Raw genomic sequence first — 14,870 nt, forward strand, 5'->3', positions numbered from 1 at the left:
GGGATGAACCGAAAGGAAACACCATGGCCAACGTGGACGAGCTGCTCGAGACCATCGGCAACATGACCCTGCTGGAGCTCTCGGACTTCGTCAAGAAGTTCGAGGAGAAGTTCGAGGTCACCGCCGCCGCTCCGGTCGCCGTCGCCGCTGTCGGTGGCGCCGCTGCTCCGGCCGAGGCCGCCGAGGAGCAGGACGAGTTCGACGTCATCCTCGAGGGTGCCGGCGACAAGAAGATCCAGGTCATCAAGGTCGTGCGTGAGATCGTCTCCGGCCTGGGCCTGAAGGAAGCCAAGGACCTGGTCGAGGGTGCCCCGAAGCCGATCCTGGAGAAGGTCGCCAAGGACGCCGCCGACGCCGCCAAGGCCAAGCTGGAAGAGGCCGGCGCGAAGGTTTCCGTCAAGTAATTGCGGTAATCGAGTCCGGAAAAGGGCGGTCCCGTTGCGGGGCCGCCCTTTTCGCATATTCGTGGTGAATGTTGTGAACTGTCGCGACCGGCTCATTACCGCCGACATTTCTACCGACCAGTCAGGTAGGGTGTCCTGCACCAGCGGCATGCGATACAGTGGCCGCACCCCAGTGTGACGCGTCACACCGCGCTGAAATACGGTGACGCGGCCGTGGGCGCTCGTCAGAAGAAATATGGAGGTCGACGTGGGCGTCGAGGTCAGGACCGAAGGTGTTACGAAATCTTTCGGGTCCCAGCGGATTTGGCAGGATGTCACTCTGACTCTGCCCACGGGGGAAGTCAGCGCCTTGCTCGGCCCCTCCGGTACCGGTAAATCGGTGTTCCTGAAGTCGTTGATCGGTCTGCTGCGCCCCGAGCGCGGCTCGATCTACATCGACGGCACCGACATCACCACCTGCTCCAACAAGGAGCTCTACGAGATCCGCAAGTTGTTCGGCGTTCTGTTCCAGGACGGCGCGCTGTTCGGCTCGATGAACCTGTTCGACAACGTGGCCTTCCCGCTGCGCGAGCACACCAAGAAGAGCGAATCCGAGATCAAGCAGATCGTGATGGAGAAGCTCGAGCTGACGGGTCTGCTCGGCGCCGAAGGCAAACTGCCCGGCGAGATCTCCGGTGGTATGCGCAAGCGTGCCGGCCTGGCCCGCGCGCTGGTGCTGGACCCGCAGATCATCCTCGTCGACGAGCCCGACTCCGGTCTGGACCCGGTGCGTACGACCTATCTGTCGCAGCTGCTGATCGACATCAACGCGCAGATCGACGCGACGATCCTGATCGTTACCCACAACATCAACCTGGCTCGTAGCGTGCCCGACAACATCGGCATGTTGTTCCGCCGCCAGCTGGTCATGTTCGGCCCGCGCGAGGTCCTGCTGACCTCGGAGGAGCCGGTGGTCAAGCAGTTCCTCAACGGCCGCATGGTCGGCCCGATCGGTATGTCGGAGGAGAAGGACGAGGCCCAGATGGCGCGCGAGCAGGCGCTCGCCGACGCTGGTCACTACGACAACGGCACCGAGGACGTCGAGGGCATCATCCCGCAGATGAAGGCCACCCCGGGTATGCCCGTGCGCCAGGCCGTGGAACGTCGCCGCCGCCGCGTGCTCGAGATCATGCACACCCTTCCGCATTCGGCGCAGGTGGCGATCCGCGAGTCGATGGAAGAGAACGGCGATACACAAGTCCTTCCGGCGTATACGGGTAACGCTCCGCAATATCAGGGCGGCACGTACGACACCACCGTGCGACACGACACAACCAACGGGTAACATACGCAACCGTGAATCAACCCCTGGCACGGCTGCGCACTCCGGTCGAGTCGGGATTTGCGCAGGCCGGCAATATATTTGCACTGCTCATTTCCGTGGCACGCAACACCCTGCGCCGGCCTTTCCAATGGCGCGAGTTCATCGAGCAGTCGTGGTTCATCGCGAGCGTCTCGATCCTGCCCGCCGCACTGGTGGCAATCCCGTTCGGCGCCGTTGTGGCACTGCAGACCGGTTCACTTATCAAGCAGCTCGGTGCTGAATCGTTCACCGGCGCAACCAGTGTGCTGGCAACTGTGCAGCAGGCCGCTCCCGTCGTCACCGCGCTGATCATCGCCGGTGCCGCGGGTTCGGCCGTGGCTGCCGACCTCGGCTCCCGCACCATCCGCGAAGAGATCGACGCGATGGAGGTGCTCGGCATCGATCCGGTGCAGCGTCTCGTCGTGCCGCGCGTCCTCGGCATGATGCTGGTGGCGCTGTTGCTCAACGGCCTGGTTTCGGTGGTCGGCATCTGCGGTGGATATTTCTTCAATGTGTTGCTGCAGGGCGGAACTCCCGGCGCCTACCTGGCGTCGTTCTCCGCGCTGGCGCAACTCCCGGACCTCTGGATCGGTGAATTCAAGGCTCTGATCTTCGGATTGCTCGCGGGCGTGATCGCCGCATACAAAGGTTTGAATCCCAAGGGGGGACCGAAAGGTGTTGGTGACGCGGTGAATCAATCCGTGGTGATCACCTTCCTGGTGCTCTTCTTCGTCAATCTGCTTCTGACGTTGGTGTACCTGCAGGTCGTCCCGGCCAAGGGTTCGTGACGATGGTTGTTTCCCAGCGTTCTCCGATCTTTTCGAGGCGGATGCGCCGAGTAGGTGCTGCGCTCAAGTCGCCGGTGAATGTCATCGATCGCGCCGGCGATCAGATGTCGTTCTATTCCAAGGCGATCGCCTGGATTCCGCGCACCGTCGTGCATTACCGCAAGGAGGTCATGCGGCTGCTGGCCGAGGTGACCTTCGGTTCGGGTGCACTCGCGGTCATCGGCGGCACCATCGGCGTCGTGGTGATGATGTCGGCCTCGGTCGGTGTCGTCGTCGGCCTGCAGGGTTTCAAAGCTCTCGACGCCCTCGGCAGTTCGGTGCTCACCGGCTTTCTGACCGGCTACATCAATACTCGCGAATTGGCGCCGCTGGTCGCGGCATTGGCATTGTCGGCGACGGTCGGCTGTGGTTTCACCGCGCAATTGGGTGCGATGCGAATTTCCGAGGAAATCGACGCGCTCGAGGTGATGGCGGTACCCGGCGTGCCGTTCCTGGTGACCACGCGCGTCATCGCGGGATTCGTTGCGGTGATTCCGCTCTACATCGTCGGCCTGCTCGGCACGTTCATCGCGTCCAGGCAGATCAGCGTGTGGTTCAACGGGCAATCCACGGGATCGTACGACCATTATTTCGGTCTGTTCCTGCCACCCGAGGACGTGCTGTATTCGTTCGTGAAGGTGCTGGTGTTCGCCTTCGTGATCATCCTGATCCATTGCTATTACGGCTTCAACGCCACCGGCGGTCCGGCCGGCGTCGGTGTGGCCGTGGGACGCGCGGTGCGTGCGTCGATCGTGCTGGTGAACATCCTCGACTTCTTCCTCAGCCTGGCGATCTGGGGTACGACGACGACAGTGCGAGTCGCGGGATGAGCGGACCAGGCGCGGCGGTAGCCCGAAAGGTGGGAGCATGAGCGCGCGCAGTGTGCAATTCTGGCGCTCTACCGAGAAACTCCGGATCCGCACGTTGGGCATCGTGTTCTTCGTGGTGATGGCGCTGTTTCTCGGCACGACGATCGCGGCCTACAACAAGGTGTGGGTCAAGGTGGTCAAGGTCGATCTGATCACCGATACGGTCGGAAACGCGTTGACCCGCAATGCGGATGTGAAAGTTCGCGGCGTCAATGTCGGCGAGGTGCGTTCCAGTGAATCCGCCAACGGCAAGGTGAAACTGCATCTGGCGATCGATCCGGACAAGGCTTCGAAGATTCCGTCCAATGTGACGGCCCGGCTGCTGCCGAAAACCCTGTTCGGCGAGCGTTATGTCGATCTGGTCTGGCCCGAGCAGCCCAGCCCGAAGCATCTGCAGGCGGGCATGACGCTGTATCAGGACGCCAGCGGCAATGCCGTCGAGGTGAGCCAGCTACTGGATTCGATCATGCCGCTGCTGCAGGCGATTCCGCCGCAGTACCTGGCCTCGACGCTGGGCGCGCTGTCGCAGGCGCTGGGTGGCCAGGGTGAGGAACTGGGCCACACCATCGATCGGCTCGACGACATCTTCCGCGATATCAACGGCGTGATGCCGCAGTTGCAGGACGATATCCACACCTTCGCGACGGTCGCCGACACCTATTCGGACGCGCTGCCGCAGCTGGTCGACGCCTTCGACAATCTGCGCACGCTGAATGCGACCATCGTGCAGAAGCGTTCGCAGTTGGACACGCTGTATTCGGTCCTGACCCCGACGTCGTCGAAGACCGCCGATTTCCTGACGGCCAACCACGACAACATCATCGATGTCGCGGCCGATTCGCGTGAGGCGCTGGAACTGCTGGCGACCTATTCGCCCTCGTTCCCGTGCACGATGAAGAATTTCGCGCAGCTGAAGCCGCGCATCGACAACCTCTTCGGCAAGGGCACCGATACTCCGGGTTCGCGGGTGACGATCGAGATCACCAATCCGCGCGGCCGCTATCTGCCCAACCAGGACGAACCGCGTTGGCTGGATACGAACCGGCCGCCGGCGTGCTTCCCCGAATATCCGCTCGGGGTGGATCCCGGTCAGTATCCGACCGGGTCGGCCAACGACGGTTCCTATCAGCCGCCGACCCGGAATCCGGGTGACCAGAACATCGGTCAACTGCCGGCGGCGCAGTTCTCGGTCTACGGCGCAGCGGGCGCCACGACCATGGGTTCGCCCGCCGAACAGCACACCCTGGGTGCGATCTACGGTGCGGCGAACGGGGTTTCGCCCGATCAGGTGCCCAGCTGGGTGAGCCGGATCGGCGCCCCCGCGATGCGTGGAAGTGAGGTGAGTGTGCGATGAAGGCCACGTTGCGTGGTCTGGGCGGGCCCCTGACCAAACTGGGCATCTTCGTGCTCGTGACAGTGCTCGCGACCGCGTTCCTGGCGCTCACCATCGCCAACTACTCCGGCGGCGGCACCGAGTTCAAGGCGCGGTTCAGCGATGTGACATCGCTGAACAAGGGCGACGAGGTACGCATCGCCGGTGTGCGGGTCGGCAAGGTGACCAAGGTGTCGGTCGTCGACCGCAACATGGCCGAGGTGCACTTCCAGCTCACCGATCGGGACTGGCTGCCCGCCTCCACCACCGCGACCATCCGCTACCGCAACCTGGTGGGGCAGCGCTACATCGCGCTGGAGCAGGGCGCCGGACAGCAGGGCCGCAAGATCACGAAGGGCGCCACGATTCCGCTGGAGCGGACCAAGCCCGCGCTGAACCTCACCACCCTGTTCAACGGTTTCCGGCCGCTGTTCCAGACGTTGTCGGCCGAGGACGTGAACAAGCTGTCCTACGAGATCATCCAGGTCTTCCAGGGTGAAACGGGCACGATCACCGATCTGGTGCGCAACACCGCGAGCCTGACGAACAAGATCGCCGACAAGGACGCGGTGATCGGCGAGATCGTCAAGAACCTCAACCAGGTGCTGGACGCGGTGAACTCTCGCGACGGACAGCTCAACGATCTGATCGTCAACACCGAGGCGCTGGTGAGTGGGCTCAACGCCGAACGCGGCACGATCGGCTCGGCGGTGCAGTCGCTGGGCAATCTCGCCTCGGCGACCGCGGATCTGCTGGTTCCCACCCGGCCGACCCTGCAGGGGTCGATCGCCGGCCTGAACCAGTTGACCGGCACCCTGAACGATCGCTCCGGCGAGGTGAATCAGGCCCTGACGAATCTGCCGATCAAGATGGAGAAGCTGGGTCGCGCGGCGAGCTACGGCTCGTGGTTCCAGTTCTATCTCTGCGGTATCGATATCGTCGCCGGTCCCGGGGTGCAGGACGCGCCGCAATTGAACCTGCCGGCTCAGATGCCGACGGTGAATCAGCCGGTCTACACCAACCCGGCGCCGCGCTGTCACGGGAAGGGTGGCCGCTGATGGAAGACCGGGTTCTCCTCGGCAAGCGCAGCCCGGCGTTCATGGGCGGGCTCGGCTTGTTCATGGTGCTGCTGATCGCGTTGTCGGCGTTCTTCTTGGACAAGCTGCCGATCATCGGCGCGAGTACCAGTTACACCGCGGAATTCTCCGAGGCCGCGGGCCTGAAGAAGGGTAACGAGGTACGCGTCGCGGGCGTGAAGGTCGGCGATGTGTCCGATGTGCGCCTCGACGGCGACCGCGTGCTGGTCGACTTCCGGACCAAGGACGCGTGGATCGGCGATGCCACCACCGCGTCGATCCAGATCAAGACCCTGCTCGGGCAGAAGTATCTGGCGCTGGATCCCAAGGGTTCCCACCCGGCCGATCCGGACAAGCGAATTCCGTTGTCGCGCACAGTTTCTCCGTACGACGTGGTCGAGGCCTTCAGTGATGCCGCCTCGGATATCGAGAAGACCGACACCGCGCAACTGGCCACCAGCTTCCGGGTGCTCTCCGACGCGTTCTCCGGCACCCCGCCGGAGATCCGCGGCTCGATCGACGGCGTCGCCCGGCTGTCGGAGACGCTGGCCAAGCGCGACGAGGAGCTCAAGCACCTGTTCAACGCGACCAACAAGACCACCAAGGTGCTCGCCGACCGCAACGAGCAGTTCGAGCGGTTGCTGGCCAACGGCGGTGAGTTGCTGGCCGAGTTGAACGTCCGCCAGCAGGCCATCTCGCAGCTGCTCAACGGCGCGAAAACCGTTGCCGCCGAATTGAGTGCGCTGGTGCACGACAACGAGCAGCAGATCGGTCCGGCGCTGACCAATCTGAAGAAGTCCATCGACCTGCTCAACGACAATCAGCAGAACATCTCCAAGACGCTGAAGCTGGCGGCGCCGTTCTACGGCCTGTACGCCAACGTGCTGGGCAACGGGCGCTGGTTCGACGCGGTGATCGTCAACCTGATCCCGCCGGCGCTGCCGGAGATTCCGGGTAACCGCCCGCCGATCCGCACCCTGGGAGGCAACTGATGCAGGCTGCTCTCGGTAAGGGATCGCGCCGGGATCCGCTGACGGTGATCCGCGAATCCGGCCGCGGCACCAAGATCGCCCTGGCCCTCGGCACGGTTGCCGTGGTGGTCGTCGCCGGTGTGCTGTGGTGGCTGTTCAGCAGCTACAACACCACCAAGATCACCGCCTACTTCGACAAGTCGATCGGTATCTACGAGGGCTCCGAGGTGCGCATCCTCGGCGTCCCGGTGGGCAAGGTCGATTCGGTCACGCCGCAGGGTGATCAGGTGAAGGTCACCATGCACGTCGACCGGAAGTACGACATTCCGGCCGACGCCAAGGCCGCTCAGATCACGCCCTCGGTGGTGTCGGACCGCTACATCCAGCTCACGCCCGTCTACAAGGGCGGGCCGAAGATGCCGCGCAACGCCACCATCCCGCGCGACCGCACGGCGACCCCGGTCGAGGTCGACCGGCTGTACAGGAGCATCCAGGAACTGTCGGATGCGCTGGGGCCCAACGGCGCCAACAAGGACGGCGCGGTGAACGAGCTGGTCCGCACCGGTGCCGCGAATCTGTCCGGGAACGGGGACGCGCTGGCCAACAGCTTGACTCAGCTCTCGCACGCGGCCCGCTATCTGTCGGACGCGCGCGGCGACATCTTCGACACGATCAAGAATCTGCAGATCTTCGTGCACACCCTGGCGGTCAACGACCAGCAGGTGCGTGAATTCAACACGCAGCTGGCCGATCTGGCCGGATTCCTCTCCGGTGAGCGGGAGAACCTCGGGCAGGCGCTGAATCTGCTGTCGATCGCGCTCGGCGACGTCGCCCGGTTCATCGACGACAACCGGGACCTGGTCGCCGAGAACGCCGATGCGCTGACCAAGCTGACCCAGACCCTGGCCGATCAGCGCCAGGATGTGGCGAACGCGCTGCCGGTGCTTCCGGTGGCGCTGAGCAACCTGATCAACATCCACAACGGTGAATCCGGCACGCTCGACATGCGCGCCAACTTCACCGATCTGCAGAATCCGTTCGGCGCCGTCTGCAAGATGCTCGACCTCGGCCAATTGCGGCCGGGCGACCCGAAATTCGATGCGATCAGCCGCCAGATGCGCCCGATCCTGGATCAGTGCAAGGTGATCACCGACCAGATCAAGGACGGTGTGCAGACGCCGTCGCTGGTGCTGCCGTTCGGCATCCTCAGCGGCGACAACATCCAGAAGACCCCGGCTCCCGGCAGCGTGCCGGGCACCCCGTCGGACCGGCAGCCGCCGTCGCAGCAGGAAGGTGGCCAGCGATGACGCCCTTCGCATTCCGCAGGACGGCCCGCGGCCTGGGTGCCGTCGCGGTGGTCGGCGTGACCGCGATGCTGGTGGGTTCGTGTTCCTCGGACGGTATCTACAGCGTGCCGCTGCCCGGCGGCGCCGATGTGGGTGACCATCCGATGCGTATCGACGTGCGTTTCGACGACGTCCTGGATCTGGTGCCGCAGTCGGCGGTCAAGGTCGAGGGTGTGCCGGTCGGCCGGGTGGAGTCCATCGACGTCGCCCCCGACGGCTGGACCGCGAGCGTGCACACCGTGGTCAACTCCTCGGTGAAGCTGCCCGCCAACGCGCACGCCGAGGTGCGGCAGTCGAATCTGCTCGGTGAGAAATTCGTCGAGCTCTCGGCGCCGAAGGAGGAGGCCTCGCCCGACCGGTTGAAGGACGGCGCGGTCATTCCCGTCGACCGGACCCGACACGCGGTCGAGATCGAACAGGTCCTCGGCGCGCTGTCGCTGCTGCTCAACGGCGGTGGCGTGGCGCAGTTGCAGCCCATCGTGGTGGAACTGAACAAGGCGCTGGCCGGCCGGGAGAACCGGGTGCGGTCGCTGCTGGATCAGGCCGACACGCTCATCGACGGCCTCAACCAGCAGGTCGCCGATATCCAGCACGCGCTCGACAGCCTGGGCACGTTGTCCAGCCGGGTCGGTCAGCAGTCCGATCAGATCGGCAAGATCCTCGACGAACTGCCGGCCGGTATCAAGATCCTCGACGAGCAGCGACCGCAGCTGATCGGCTTGCTGAAGCAACTCGACCGGGTCGGCCAGGCCGGTGTCGACGTGCTGGACAAGTCCAAGGACAACCTGATCCGCGATCTGCAGGCACTGCGGCCGACGCTGCAGGAACTGGGCCGTTCGGCGCCCGATCTGGTGACCGCGTTCCCGCTGGTCCTGACCTATCCGTTCCCGGACGAGGCGATCAAATCGACCTTCGGTGGTTCGGTGAACACCTGGCTGTCGGTGGACACCCAGATCGGTGTCCTGATGTCGAATCTCGGTGTGGGCAAACCGGATCCGGTGTACATCCCGCCCAAGTACGGGCCGCCGGTGCCGGTGGATCCGACCAATCCGTATTACAACGGCAACGGCCCGCGACCGGGCTGGCCGACGGTGTCGCTGGTACCGCTGCCGCCCACCGTGGTGGCTCCGGCCCCCGCCAAGCCGGGTGATCCGATCGGGTCGATTCTCGATCAGTTGGGAGTGCAGCCGCGATGAGTAGATTGGTGCGCTACCAGCTGATCGCCTTCGCGGTGATCGCCGTGCTCGGCGTGGTCTTCGTCGGCGCGAAGTACATTCACCTCGACCACATGCTCGGCTTCGGCCAGTATCAGGTGAAGGTGAAGGCCAAGACGACGGCCAACCTGTCCAAGGGCGCCGAGGTCACCTATCGCGGTGTGCCGGTCGGACGGGTGGACTCCCTCGATATCACCCCCGACGGCGTGATGATCTATCTGGAACTGGATTCCGGGAAGCCGAAGGTCCCCGCCAGTGCCAAGGCCATGATCGCCAACCGTTCGGCGATCGGTGAGCAGTACCTGGATCTGGTGCCGGAGACGTCGAAGGGTCCCTACCTTCGCGACGGTTCGGTCATCGACGGCGCCGAGACCCCGATCCCGGTCGAGGATCTGCTCGCCAGCGTCAACCACTTCTCGAGTACGACGGATCTGGCGGCGTTGAGCACGACCGTCACCGAACTCGGTAAGGCCTTCGACGGGCAGGGCGACAACCTGCGCATCCTCGTCGATTCGCTGAACAAGTTCTCCCAGACCGGCGTCGAGGCGCTGCCCCAGACCGTGCAGCTGATCCGGGACGCCCAGACCGTGCTCGGCACCCAGGCCGACCAGTCGCCGGCGATCCGGACCTTCAGCGACGGCCTGGATCGGCTCGCCGTGCAGTTGCGCGCCAACGATCCCGATATCCGGCGGTTGATCGGCACCGGCGCCGACGCCGGCGAGCAGATCGGCAAGCTGCTCGATCAGAGCGGGCAGCCGCTGACCACGGATCTGTCGAATCTGCGGCTGCTGCTGCAGGCGGTGTCGCCGCAGACCTACACGCTGAAGCCGCTGCTGCAGATGCTGCCGCTGCTCTCGGTCGGTGGTTCGGCGACCGCGCCCGGCGACGGCACGACCCACTTCGGCCTGGTGCTGGAAACCAACAATCCGCCGGCCTGTACCGTCGGATACGAGGGAACTCAGCGCATTCTCGACCAGATGAAGGCGCAGAATCCCAATTTCGACGACACCCGCGACGATTTCCCGTTCAACACGGATGCGAAATGCACGGTGCCGTTCGGAAGCCCGACCGATGTCCGCGGCGGCGCGCGTGCGCAGTACGCCGATCCGAATGTCCCGCAGCCGTGGGATTCCAAGCCCAAGACCGATCCGGACAAGCTCAACCTGAGCCCCGTCGCCATCCAGTTGGCCACTCTCATCGGAGTGACCCCGAAGCGGTGAGGCGGGTACGGGAGGCAAGTCCGGAAAACCGACGACGCTAGGGTGTCGCTGTGAGTTCTGATCTGCCCAACCCCTCCTCGCAACCTGCGGTGGAGCCGCCGGACGATGCCGAAAAGGCGGTAGCTGAGGCATCGCCGGAGGAGACCGCGCGCCGGTCCGCCGGTGAGCAGCCGGCCGCCCGGCCGGGTTCGTCGACACTGCGCACGGTCGTGACCTCGGTCGCGGCGGTGTGGCTCGTGGCGGCCCTGGTCCTGGCGGCGTTGTTCGGCACCGGCTGGGTCCGCGCGATGTGGTTCACCGACGGTCCGCGCGCCGATGCGCGCGATACCGCGCTGGATGCGGCCCGGCAGGCGGCGATCAACCTCACCTCGATGAATCCCGGCGATGTCGAGGGGTCGATCACCACCATGCGGTCCTCGATGACCGGCGACATGCTGACCCAGCTCAACGAGAACCACGACCGCATCAAGGATGCCGCCGAGAAGTCGAAGACCAAGATCGACAGCAAGGTGCTGGGAGCGGCGCTGAGCTCGCTGGACAGTGAGCGCGACAAGGCCTCGGCGATCGTCGTGCTGAAACTCACGCAGACCGCGCCCAACGTTCCGGTGCAGTCCTTCCGGGCCACCTGGACGCTGGATATGAAGAAGGACGGCGACACCTGGAAGGCCGAGCAGGCCAATTCGCTCGGCCAGCTGGTGTCGCTGGACACCCCCGGTCCCGCCGGGGCGGCCCAACCGCCCGCGAACGGAAACGCCGCGCCCGCGCCGAGCGCGCCCGCGAATCCGTCCGAGGCGCCCGCCCCCCAGCCGGGATCGTAGGAGAGGTACACCGATGGCATCCCGCCCGCCGATCAACAAGGTTTCCCCGCGGCTGAAGCCCGGCGACCGCTCGTCCGAATCCGCCGAGCGCACGATCCGCCGCCGCGGCGGCGCCGATCGCACCGCGTCCGGTGCGAAGTCCGCCAAGCCCGCCGGTAAGTCGGCGAACACCAAATCCCGCACCAGGACCGTGCGCGCGGGTGCGGCGAGCACGCGTCCGGCGCCGCCCGTGGCATCGCGTGCGTCCCGGAGGCTGCCGCGTCCCGGTCGCCTGCCGCGTCCCGGTCGCCTGCCGCGGCCCGCGCCGGCCGCCTGGGGTCTGGCCGCCGGTCTGATCGTGGCGAGTGTGCTGTTGACCGCGTTCGCCGTGGTAGCTGCGCTCGAGCCCGGGGTGGACAACGGCAACAAGGCCTTCGTCGACACCAAGGCCACCCAGGAGGTGACCGCGGCGGCCGACAACGCGCTCAAGACGGTCTATTCCTACGACGTGAAGACCGTCGGCGGCTACAAGGATGCCGTGCACAAGGTCGTCACCGGCAAGATGCGCGGCGATTTCGACAAGTTCGCCGACACCACGGTGTCCGCGATCCAGCAGGCGCAGTCGACCGCGCAGGCCACTCCCGACCCCATAGGTGTGACTTTGCTCACTGATGACCGGGCGGAACTGCTGGTGAATCTGACCGTGAGCGCGACCAAGAACGGTGCTCCGCAGGAGAGCGCGTCGGGTCCGATCGTGTTGCACATGCAGAAGGTGGACGGTCACTGGCTGGCGAGCGAGATCGCCGACCGTTGAGTGGTCCAGACGGGTTCGGAAGTATGTTCGAGCCCGTCACCTGCGGAATCTTCCCAGCTCAGCGGCGGATATTCCCTCGCGTGACGGTGTGATTCGCCAGCGCCACAGGGGATCTCGCGGTTATCGAGGTGGTCTCGCCACTTGACGACTTACGTCCGAACCGTCACGCTATTCACAACAGCGGCAGCTGTGGCAGGGTCGAGTACCCAGGTCGAGGCGCCGCCGGAGACTCGAACGCAGCCAGCGGAAGCGGGTCCGGCGCGCCGAACATCCGGAACTCGGTTCGGATGGTACTTTGACACCCCTTCTTCGTGGGTGTAGGTTTGGACTTTGCGCTGGCTGCCTCCTGTCCATTCCTTGATCGCATCACGAAAGTTCCACCGTTGAGGTGTTACTTCCGTTGTTTGCTGTTCGGGTTTTGTCCGGGTTGTAACCAGCAGAACTCGTAGCAGACAAGCGACGGTCGTTTGGTGTCTTGTACGTACAGGCACCGGGCGACGCGCGTGAGGTGCTGGAAGGACGCATCTTGGCAGTCTCCACCCAGACCAAGGCCGGTATTCCCGGAGCCCCGAAGCGGGTGTCTTTCGCGAAGATTCGTGAGCCCTTGGAGGTTCCGGACCTTCTCGATCTACAAACCGAATCGTTCGCGTGGCTGGTCGGTGCCCCCGATTGGCGTGAGCGGGCCATCGCCCGAGGCGACGCCAGCCCGGTCGGTGGGCTGGAGGAGGTGCTCGAGGAGCTCTCGCCGATCGAGGACTTCTCCGGTTCGATGTCCCTGTCCTTCTCCGATCCGCGCTTCGAAGAGGTCAAGGCCTCTATCGATGAGTGCAAGGACAAGGACATGACCTACGCGGCACCGCTGTTCGTGACCGCGGAGTTCATCAACAACAACACCGGTGAGATCAAGTCCCAGACGGTCTTCATGGGTGATTTCCCGATGATGACCGACAAGGGCACGTTCATCATCAACGGCACCGAGCGCGTGGTCGTCTCGCAGCTGGTGCGCTCGCCGGGTGTGTACTTCGACGAGTCCATCGACAAGGGCACCGAGAAGACGCTGCACAGCGTGCGCGTCATCCCGTCGCGTGGTGCGTGGCTGGAATTCGATGTCGACAAGCGCGACACCGTCGGTGTGCGTATCGATCGCAAGCGTCGTCAGCCGGTCACCGTGCTGCTCAAGGCGCTGGGCATGACCACCGAGGAGATCACCGAGCGTTTCGGTTTCTCCGAGATCATGCTGTCGACCCTGGAGAAGGACAACACCGCCGGCCAGGACGAGGCGCTGCTCGACATCTACCGCAAGCTGCGTCCGGGCGAGCCGCCGACCAAGGAATCCGCGCAGACCCTGCTGGAGAACCTGTTCTTCAAGGAGAAGCGCTACGACCTGGCCCGCGTCGGCCGCTACAAGGTCAACAAGAAGCTGGGCGTCAACACCGGTGAGCCGGTGGTCGGCTCGACGCTGAACCGCGAGGACATCGTCGCCACCATCGAGTACCTGGTGCGCCTGCACCAGGGCGACAAGCTGATGACCGTCCCCGGCGGCGTCGAGGTTCCGGTCGAGGTCGACGACATCGACCACTTCGGCAACCGTCGCCTGCGCACCGTCGGCGAGCTGATCCAGAACCAGCTGCGCGTCGGCCTCTCGCGGATGGAACGTGTCGTGCGTGAGCGCATGACCACCCAGGACGTCGAGGCCATCACCCCGCAGACCCTGATCAACATCCGCCCGATCACGGCGGCGATCCGGGAGTTCTTCGGTACCTCGCAGCTGTCGCAGTTCATGGACCAGAACAACCCGCTCTCGGGTCTGACCCACAAGCGTCGTCTGTCGGCGCTGGGCCCGGGTGGTCTGTCCCGTGAGCGCGCCGGCCTGGAAGTGCGCGACGTGCACCCCTCGCACTACGGCCGCATGTGCCCGATCGAGACCCCGGAAGGCCCGAACATCGGCCTGATCGGTTCGCTGTCGGTGTACGCGCGGGTCAACCCGTTCGGTTTCATCGAGACCCCCTACCGCAAGGTGGAGAACGGCCGGGTCACCGACGAGGTCAAGTACCTGACCGCCGACGAGGAGGACCGGCACGTCCGGGCCCAGGCGAATTCGCCCGTCGACGCCGACGGCAACTTCCTCGACGAGCGCGTGCTCGCCCGCCGCGGTAACGAGGAGATGGAATACGTCTCCCCGGCCGAGGTCGACTATATGGATGTCTCGCCGCGCCAGATGGTGTCGGTGGCGACCGCCATGATTCCGTTCCTCGAGCACGACGACGCCAACCGCGCCCTGATGGGTGCGAACATGCAGCGTCAGGCCGTGCCGCTGATCCGTTCCGAGTCGCCGCTGGTCGGCACCGGTATGGAGCTGCGTGCCGCGGTGGACGCCGGCGATGTGGTCGTCAACGAGAAGCCGGGTGTGGTGGAGGAGGTTTCGGCCGACTACATCACCGTCATGCACGACGACGGCACTCGTAAGAGCTACCGGATGCGGAAGTTCGCCCGCTCCAACCAGGGCACCTGCGCCAACCAGCGTCCGATCGTGGACGAGGGCCAGCGGGTCGAGCACGGCCAGGTTCTGGCCGACGGCCCGTGCACCGAGAACGGTGAGATGGCGCTGGGTAAGAATC

General features: G+C 64.9%; 13 protein-coding genes. All 13 read left to right on the plus strand.

The window, feature by feature from the left end; translation table 11 throughout:
* Nucleotides 1-23: 23 nt before the first annotated feature.
* Nucleotides 24-404: a 50S ribosomal protein L7/L12 gene (gene rplL / locus AC5592_RS23640; RefSeq protein ID WP_036505922.1), complete on the plus strand. Its 381-nt coding sequence runs from the start codon at nt 24-26 to the stop codon at nt 402-404.
* Between the two features lie 235 nt (nt 405-639).
* A complete protein-coding gene (locus AC5592_RS23645; protein ID WP_051043278.1) occupies nt 640-1,728 on the plus strand; it encodes an ABC transporter ATP-binding protein in 1,089 nt (362 codons plus the stop codon).
* 11 nt (nt 1,729-1,739) lie between these two features.
* Entirely contained in the window at nt 1,740-2,534 is a 795-nt protein-coding gene (locus AC5592_RS23650) for an MlaE family ABC transporter permease (RefSeq protein WP_051025193.1), read from the plus strand.
* A gap of 41 nt (nt 2,535-2,575) precedes the next feature.
* The gene (locus tag AC5592_RS23655) at nt 2,576-3,403 is read left to right on the plus strand and encodes an MlaE family ABC transporter permease (protein ID WP_086006975.1); all 828 of its coding nucleotides are present in this window, start codon (nt 2,576-2,578) and stop codon (nt 3,401-3,403) included.
* A gap of 37 nt (nt 3,404-3,440) precedes the next feature.
* The gene (locus tag AC5592_RS23660) at nt 3,441-4,796 is read left to right on the plus strand and encodes an MCE family protein (RefSeq protein WP_051025191.1); all 1,356 of its coding nucleotides are present in this window, start codon (nt 3,441-3,443) and stop codon (nt 4,794-4,796) included.
* Nucleotides 4,793-5,872 carry an MCE family protein gene (locus tag AC5592_RS23665; RefSeq protein ID WP_198163922.1) on the plus strand — a complete coding sequence of 360 codons (1,080 nt, stop codon included), beginning with the start codon at nt 4,793-4,795 and terminating at the stop codon, nt 5,870-5,872. Before AC5592_RS23660 ends, AC5592_RS23665 begins: the two co-directional genes overlap by 4 nt.
* The gene (locus AC5592_RS23670; RefSeq protein WP_036505878.1) at nt 5,872-6,882 is read left to right on the plus strand and encodes an MCE family protein; all 1,011 of its coding nucleotides are present in this window, start codon (nt 5,872-5,874) and stop codon (nt 6,880-6,882) included. The genes AC5592_RS23665 and AC5592_RS23670 overlap by 1 nt, the downstream gene beginning before the upstream one ends.
* A complete protein-coding gene (locus tag AC5592_RS23675; protein WP_084507053.1) occupies nt 6,882-8,168 on the plus strand; it encodes an MCE family protein in 1,287 nt (428 codons plus the stop codon). The genes AC5592_RS23670 and AC5592_RS23675 overlap by 1 nt, the downstream gene beginning before the upstream one ends.
* Entirely contained in the window at nt 8,165-9,403 is a 1,239-nt protein-coding gene (locus tag AC5592_RS23680) for an MCE family protein (RefSeq protein ID WP_084507054.1), read from the plus strand. Before AC5592_RS23675 ends, AC5592_RS23680 begins: the two co-directional genes overlap by 4 nt.
* Nucleotides 9,400-10,641 carry an MCE family protein gene (locus AC5592_RS23685; RefSeq protein ID WP_063065453.1) on the plus strand — a complete coding sequence of 414 codons (1,242 nt, stop codon included), beginning with the start codon at nt 9,400-9,402 and terminating at the stop codon, nt 10,639-10,641. Before AC5592_RS23680 ends, AC5592_RS23685 begins: the two co-directional genes overlap by 4 nt.
* 50 nt (nt 10,642-10,691) lie before the next feature.
* Nucleotides 10,692-11,459, plus strand: a complete 768-nt coding sequence (locus tag AC5592_RS23690; RefSeq protein ID WP_146161307.1) for a hypothetical protein — start codon at nt 10,692-10,694, stop codon at nt 11,457-11,459.
* A 13-nt stretch (nt 11,460-11,472) separates the two neighbouring features.
* Nucleotides 11,473-12,252, plus strand: a complete 780-nt coding sequence (locus tag AC5592_RS23695) for a hypothetical protein (RefSeq protein WP_063065455.1) — start codon at nt 11,473-11,475, stop codon at nt 12,250-12,252.
* 508 nt (nt 12,253-12,760) lie between these two features.
* Nucleotides 12,761-14,870 (plus strand): DNA-directed RNA polymerase subunit beta (gene rpoB, locus AC5592_RS23700; protein ID WP_084507056.1); only part of this gene is annotated, 2,110 nt, incomplete at its 3' end.

The organism is Nocardia violaceofusca NBRC 14427 (genome assembly GCF_963869435.1).
In the GTDB taxonomy this organism is placed as follows: Bacteria; Actinomycetota; Actinomycetes; order Mycobacteriales; family Mycobacteriaceae; genus Nocardia; species Nocardia aobensis.

Excerpts from the sequence above, each read along its gene's own strand:
- AC5592_RS23695 (WP_063065455.1), top strand. The coding sequence starts at position 11,473 with ATGGCATCCCGCCCGCCGATCAACAAGGTTTCCCCGCGGCTGAAGCCC.
- AC5592_RS23675 (WP_084507053.1), top strand. The coding sequence starts at position 6,882 with ATGCAGGCTGCTCTCGGTAAGGGATCGCGCCGGGATCCGCTGACGGTG.
- AC5592_RS23645 (WP_051043278.1), top strand. The coding sequence starts at position 640 with ATGGAGGTCGACGTGGGCGTCGAGGTCAGGACCGAAGGTGTTACGAAA.
- AC5592_RS23680 (WP_084507054.1), top strand. The coding sequence starts at position 8,165 with ATGACGCCCTTCGCATTCCGCAGGACGGCCCGCGGCCTGGGTGCCGTC.
- AC5592_RS23685 (WP_063065453.1), top strand. The coding sequence starts at position 9,400 with ATGAGTAGATTGGTGCGCTACCAGCTGATCGCCTTCGCGGTGATCGCC.
- AC5592_RS23655 (WP_086006975.1), top strand. The coding sequence starts at position 2,576 with ATGCGCCGAGTAGGTGCTGCGCTCAAGTCGCCGGTGAATGTCATCGAT.
- AC5592_RS23665 (WP_198163922.1), top strand. The coding sequence starts at position 4,793 with ATGAAGGCCACGTTGCGTGGTCTGGGCGGGCCCCTGACCAAACTGGGC.
- AC5592_RS23670 (WP_036505878.1), top strand. The coding sequence starts at position 5,872 with ATGGAAGACCGGGTTCTCCTCGGCAAGCGCAGCCCGGCGTTCATGGGC.
- rplL (WP_036505922.1), top strand. The coding sequence starts at position 24 with ATGGCCAACGTGGACGAGCTGCTCGAGACCATCGGCAACATGACCCTG.
- AC5592_RS23660 (WP_051025191.1), top strand. The coding sequence starts at position 3,441 with ATGAGCGCGCGCAGTGTGCAATTCTGGCGCTCTACCGAGAAACTCCGG.